A 4,602-nucleotide genomic window follows, 5' to 3' on the forward strand; every position below is an offset into this window, starting at 1 on the left:
GGGGGCGAGCCGGACCGCCGGCCCCGCTCACCGCCCGGTGACCGCCGGCCCCGCTCACCGCCGGGTGGCTCAGTTGCCGCCGCCTATCCGGCCGTCGACGGCGGCGAGCGCCGTGGTGACCGGCTGGAAGAAGGTGACACCGCCGTTGGTGCAGTCGCCGCTGCCGCCGGAGGTCAGGCCCACCGCGGCGTCACCGGAGAACATCGCGCCGCCGCTGTCGCCGGGTTCGGCGCACACGTCGGTCTGGATCAGCCCGTCGACGATGTCGCCGTTGCCGTAGTTGACGGTGGCGTTGAGGCCCGTCACCGTTCCCTGGCTCAGCCCGGTGGTGCTGCCGCTGCGCTGCACCGGCATGCCCACGGACGCCTCCTCCGCCCTGCTGATGGGCTGCACGTCGCCGTTCTTCAGGTCGACCGTGCTCGGCGCGTCGGCGTTCTGGTCGTCGTAGCCGACGAGGGAGAAGTCCGCGCCGGGGAACTGCGACACGACGGTGGTGCCCAGCGGGGCGTCGCCGCCCTGGTCGGCGGTCCAGGTCTGGCCCACCTCACCGCAGTGTCCCGCGGTCAGGAAGGCCTTGGCGCCGTTGACCGTGACGTTGAAGCCGAGCGAGCAGCGGGAGCCGCCGCCGAAGATGGCGTCACCGCCGTCGGCGAAGGGCTTGAACTCGCCGGCGGCCCGCTTGACGGTGACCGAGTCGCCCAGCTGCTCGGTCACCGACGTCAGCCGGTTCCAGGAGGCGCCGGTGACGGTGCTGTCCGCGACGACGACGACCCTGTTGCTGCGCGGGTCGACGGACCAGGCCGTGCCGGGGACGCGGGCCTGCTCGCGCAGTGTGCCGGTGGTGGCGCGCAGCTCGGCCATGGTGTTCCCGACCAGTCTGGGCTGCGCGCCCTGCTCGCGGGCCTGCTCGGCGGCCCGCGCGTCGGTCACGTTCATCACCAGCCGGTCCGCGTCGCCGTCGAAGTACCAGCCGGCGGCGGACTCGCCCAGTCCGTCGGCGAGTTCGGCGCCGAGCGCGGCGGCCTCCGGCTGGCTCAGTGCCTGCGGCCCGGACGGCTGGTTCTGGCCGGCCTGCGCGTGCGGGAGCAGGATCGCCGCGCCCACGATGGCCACGGCGGCTGCTCCCGCGGCGACTCCGGTGCGTGTGTTCACTCGTCGGTGGCTCAAAGAACTGACCTCCTGTGGGGAAAGCGCACCCGCGCGCTCCTTCTGACCACGCATACGGGCGCAGGAGGCAACCTGCTCAACTGCGTTGCCGATTGGCCGTGCCCGGACGTTCCCGGCCGGGCACGGCGACGGTTCGTCCGCCGGTCTCCAGTCGGGCGTCGACTTCTCCGGCAGGCTCCGGAAGAACGGCGGCTTTCTTCGGTGGAGTCCGCACCAGTCACGGTGGAGAGGGGCGGGACGCCTCACGGCCGCGGGAAGAACAACAGCGGGTCACTGCGTCCTTCGTGTGCAGGACGCAGTACGGCGCCGGGCGTGCCACGGCGTTCGGCAAGCGGTCCACAGGTGGCGTTCCGTGGTGGTGGCTGCGTACCCGCGGTCCCTGTGGACCACTCGCCGAGCGGCCGTCCGCGACGCTGCCCGCGGCACTGTCGTGGAGCCTCGCGGTACGGCGTCGCCCGGTGGGCGGATGTCACCGAGGCGTCGTCAGCAGACGCCGACCCGCGGCGGGCGGTACTCACCGGGCCCGTAGCCGGGGAAGGTGGCGGTCATGCCGGGGGTGACGGTGCGGCACGGGCCGGGGGATTCGTCGGCGTAGTGCACGTGGATGCTCACCGGCTGGTCGCAGTCGTTGGTGACGAAGGTGTAGCGCCAACCCGCCGCGACGGACACGCACGGCGGTGGGACGGTGTGCTCGCTCTCCGCCTCGGTGAAGTGGCCCGTCGCGCGGGTGGGTTCGGGCTCAGCGGCGTGGGCGGGGCCGGCGGCGGTCGCCGCCGGCGCGGTCACGATCAGCGCCCCGAGTGCGGCGGTTCCGGCAAGGCGTATGCGGGTGGTGGACATGTCTTCTCCTTGAGGTGGCGGAAGGTGATGTGTCCTCAGTCTCCCGTCTCTGCAAGAAGATGCAGTAACTGCCGCAAGAAGGGCCGGTTCTGTCGGAGGGGCTGGATTCTTTCGGGAAGGGCCGGCCTGCCGTGCGGGTGCGGAGTGCACGGGCGCGCACGCGACGACGCCGCCCCTCCCTGGGACGGGGAGGGGCGGCGTCGTGTGCGGATGCGTCAGACGAGCCAGCCGACGAAGTGGATGACGCCGGCGAGCAGACTGGTCAGCAGATCCATGGGTACTTCTCCTGGTGTTGTTCCGTGGGACAGGCCCCGCCACGTCATGGGGACATCGGACGGGGTGCGCAGTCGCGGTCTGCAGCCCGTCGCTTGCGCACCGTTAGCATCGTGCGCCACACGGCTGACCGGCAACCGATTCCGTGCCGCCCACACGTTCGGGCGATCGCCCGCCCGCCTGTTCGGGGACGGCGGCCCCGGAGCGGAGCAGTTCGAGCAGGTCCCTGGCGGCCGACCGGCCGGCACGGTTCGCGCCGATCGTGCTCGCGGACGGGCCGTAGCCGACCAGGTGCACCCGCGGGTCCCGCGTGACGCGGGTGCCGTCCAGTCGCACGCCGCCGCCGGGCTCCCGCAGCCGCAGCGGCGCCAGGTGGTCGATCACCGGTCGGAACCCGGTCGCCCACACCACGACGTCGGCCGCCACCCGTCGCCCGCCGTTCCACTCGACGCCCTGAGGGGTGAGCCGGTCGAACATCGGCATGCGGTCCAGCACGCCGCGCTCGCGGGCCGCCCGCATGGCGTCGGTCATGGGCAGCCCCGTCACCGACACCACACTGCGCGGCGGCAGGCCGCGCCGCACCCGCTGCTCCACCCTGGCCACCGCGTCGCGGCCCTGCTCCGCACCGAACGGGCCCTCCCGGAACACCGGCGGGCGGCGTGTCACCCAGAAGGTCCGCTCGGCCACCTCGGCGATCTCCAGGAGGTGCTGCACCGCCGACGTGCCACCGCCCACCACCACGACCCGCCGGCCGGCGAACGACTCCGGCCCGGGATACCCCGCGGTGTGCAGTTGCCGTCCGCGGAACGAGCCGGCGCCGGGTACGGCCGGCCAGAAGGGCCGGTCCCAGGTGCCGGTGGCGTTGACCAGGGCGCGCGCCGACCAGGTGCCCGCCGAGGACTCCACCCGCAGCCGCCCGTCCGGCGCGGGCCGCACCGCCGACACGTCCACCGGCCGCAGTACCGGCAGGCCGAAGGCGGCCTCGTAACGGGCGAAGTACTCGCCGATCACCGCGGAGGACGGACGGTCGTCGTCCGCGCCGGTGAGCTCCATGCCCGGGAGGGCGTGCATGCCGTGCACCTTGCCGTACGTCAGGGTCGGCCAGCGGAACTGCCAGGCGCCGCCCGGGCGCGGCGAGTGGTCCAGCACCACGAAGCCCTCGCCCGGCGTGAAACCGGCCCGTCGCAGGTGGTAGGCGCTGGACAGGCCGGCCTGGCCGCCTCCGATGACCACGACCTCCACGTTGTTCATGCTTCAAGCAACACCGGGGGGCTCGTTGCGCTTCCCGGGGAGCCGGGCAGGATGGATCCATGAGCGATCGTTTCAGCACCCACGTCATCGACCTCACCACCGGCTCCGACGAGACCGTGCTCGACGTCACCCGGCACTGCGTGTCCTTCCTCCGGGAGGTCGCCACCGGGCGGGACGGACTGCTGAACGTCTTCGTCCCCCATGCCACGGCGGGCGTCGCCGTCCTGGAGACCGGAGCCGGCAGCGACAACGATCTGCTCGCCGCGCTGAGGGAGCTGCTGCCGCCCGACGACCGCTGGCAGCACCGGCACGGCAGCCCCGGCCACGGCCGCGACCACGTCCTGCCCGCCCTCGTCCCGCCGCACGCCACCCTGCCGGTACTCGACGGCCGACTGGAACTGGGCACCTGGCAGTCGGTCTGCCTCGTCGACACCAACCAGGACAACCCGGACCGCCAGGTGCGGCTGAGCTTCCTGGGGTGACCCCCGGGGCGCGGCACGTGTGCCCGGCCTGCGGCGTCCGGGTCAGCTCCGCGGGCGGCAGCGGAGGGCCCGCGGTAGGAACGGGCTATGCAGACGTTCCTGCCGTACGCGGACTTCCCGGCGAGCGCCCGGGCACTCGACGCGCGCCGGCTCGGCAAGCAGCGGGTCGAGGCGCTCCAGGTGCTGCGCGGCCTCACCGTCGCCGGGTACGGCTGGCGCCACCACCCCGCCGTGCGCATGTGGACCGGCTACGAGGAGGCCCTGGTGCGCTACGGCCTCGACATCTGCGAGGTCTGGACGGAGACCGGCCGGGCCGACACCTGTGCGGTGCGGCTGCGGGGCGAGCTGGCGCAGGCCGGGCACCCCGCCGACGTCCGCACCGGGCCGGCGCTGGCGGCGGCCGGGGAGCTGCCGCCCTGGCTGGGCGACGAGGACTTCCATCTGAGCCACCGCTCGGCGCTCGTACGCAAGGATCCGGACCACTACCGCCCGCTCTTCCCCGGTGTGCCCGCCGACCTGCCCTACGTCTGGCCCGCCTCCGACCGCGCGGGCACTCCCCGCTGAGGCCGCGTCACGGTGAGGCCGCAGG

Annotated in this window: 5 protein-coding genes; 2 read left to right on the forward strand and 3 right to left on the reverse strand. The window is 73.6% G+C overall.

The window, feature by feature from the left end; translation table 11 throughout:
• Positions 1–69 precede the first annotated feature (69 nt).
• From ACYVE9_RS16365 to ACYVE9_RS16375, 3 genes are all read right to left on the reverse strand, one after another.
• Positions 70–1,152 (reverse strand): S1 family peptidase, encoded by a 1,083-nt coding sequence (locus ACYVE9_RS16365; RefSeq protein WP_461028597.1) that lies wholly within the window; start codon positions 1,150–1,152, stop codon positions 70–72.
• Between the two features lie 498 nt (positions 1,153–1,650).
• The gene (locus ACYVE9_RS16370; RefSeq protein ID WP_461028598.1) at positions 1,651–2,007 is read right to left on the reverse strand and encodes an alpha-amylase; all 357 of its coding nucleotides are present in this window, start codon (positions 2,005–2,007) and stop codon (positions 1,651–1,653) included.
• Between the two features lie 378 nt (positions 2,008–2,385).
• Positions 2,386–3,531 carry an NAD(P)-binding domain-containing protein gene (locus tag ACYVE9_RS16375; protein ID WP_461028599.1) on the reverse strand — a complete coding sequence of 382 codons (1,146 nt, stop codon included), beginning with the start codon at positions 3,529–3,531 and terminating at the stop codon, positions 2,386–2,388.
• Positions 3,532–3,590: 59 nt separating this feature from the next.
• On the opposite strand from ACYVE9_RS16375, the gene ACYVE9_RS16380 reads away from it, so the two are divergent.
• Together ACYVE9_RS16380 and ACYVE9_RS16385 are read left to right on the forward strand one after the other, a co-directional pair.
• Positions 3,591–4,013, forward strand: a complete 423-nt coding sequence (locus tag ACYVE9_RS16380; RefSeq protein ID WP_461028600.1) for a YjbQ family protein — start codon at positions 3,591–3,593, stop codon at positions 4,011–4,013.
• A gap of 87 nt (positions 4,014–4,100) precedes the next feature.
• Positions 4,101–4,577 carry an MSMEG_6728 family protein gene (locus ACYVE9_RS16385; protein WP_461028601.1) on the forward strand — a complete coding sequence of 159 codons (477 nt, stop codon included), beginning with the start codon at positions 4,101–4,103 and terminating at the stop codon, positions 4,575–4,577.
• Positions 4,578–4,602: the final 25 nt, after the last annotated feature.

The sequence above is a fragment of the Streptomyces sparsus genome, assembly GCF_054776295.1.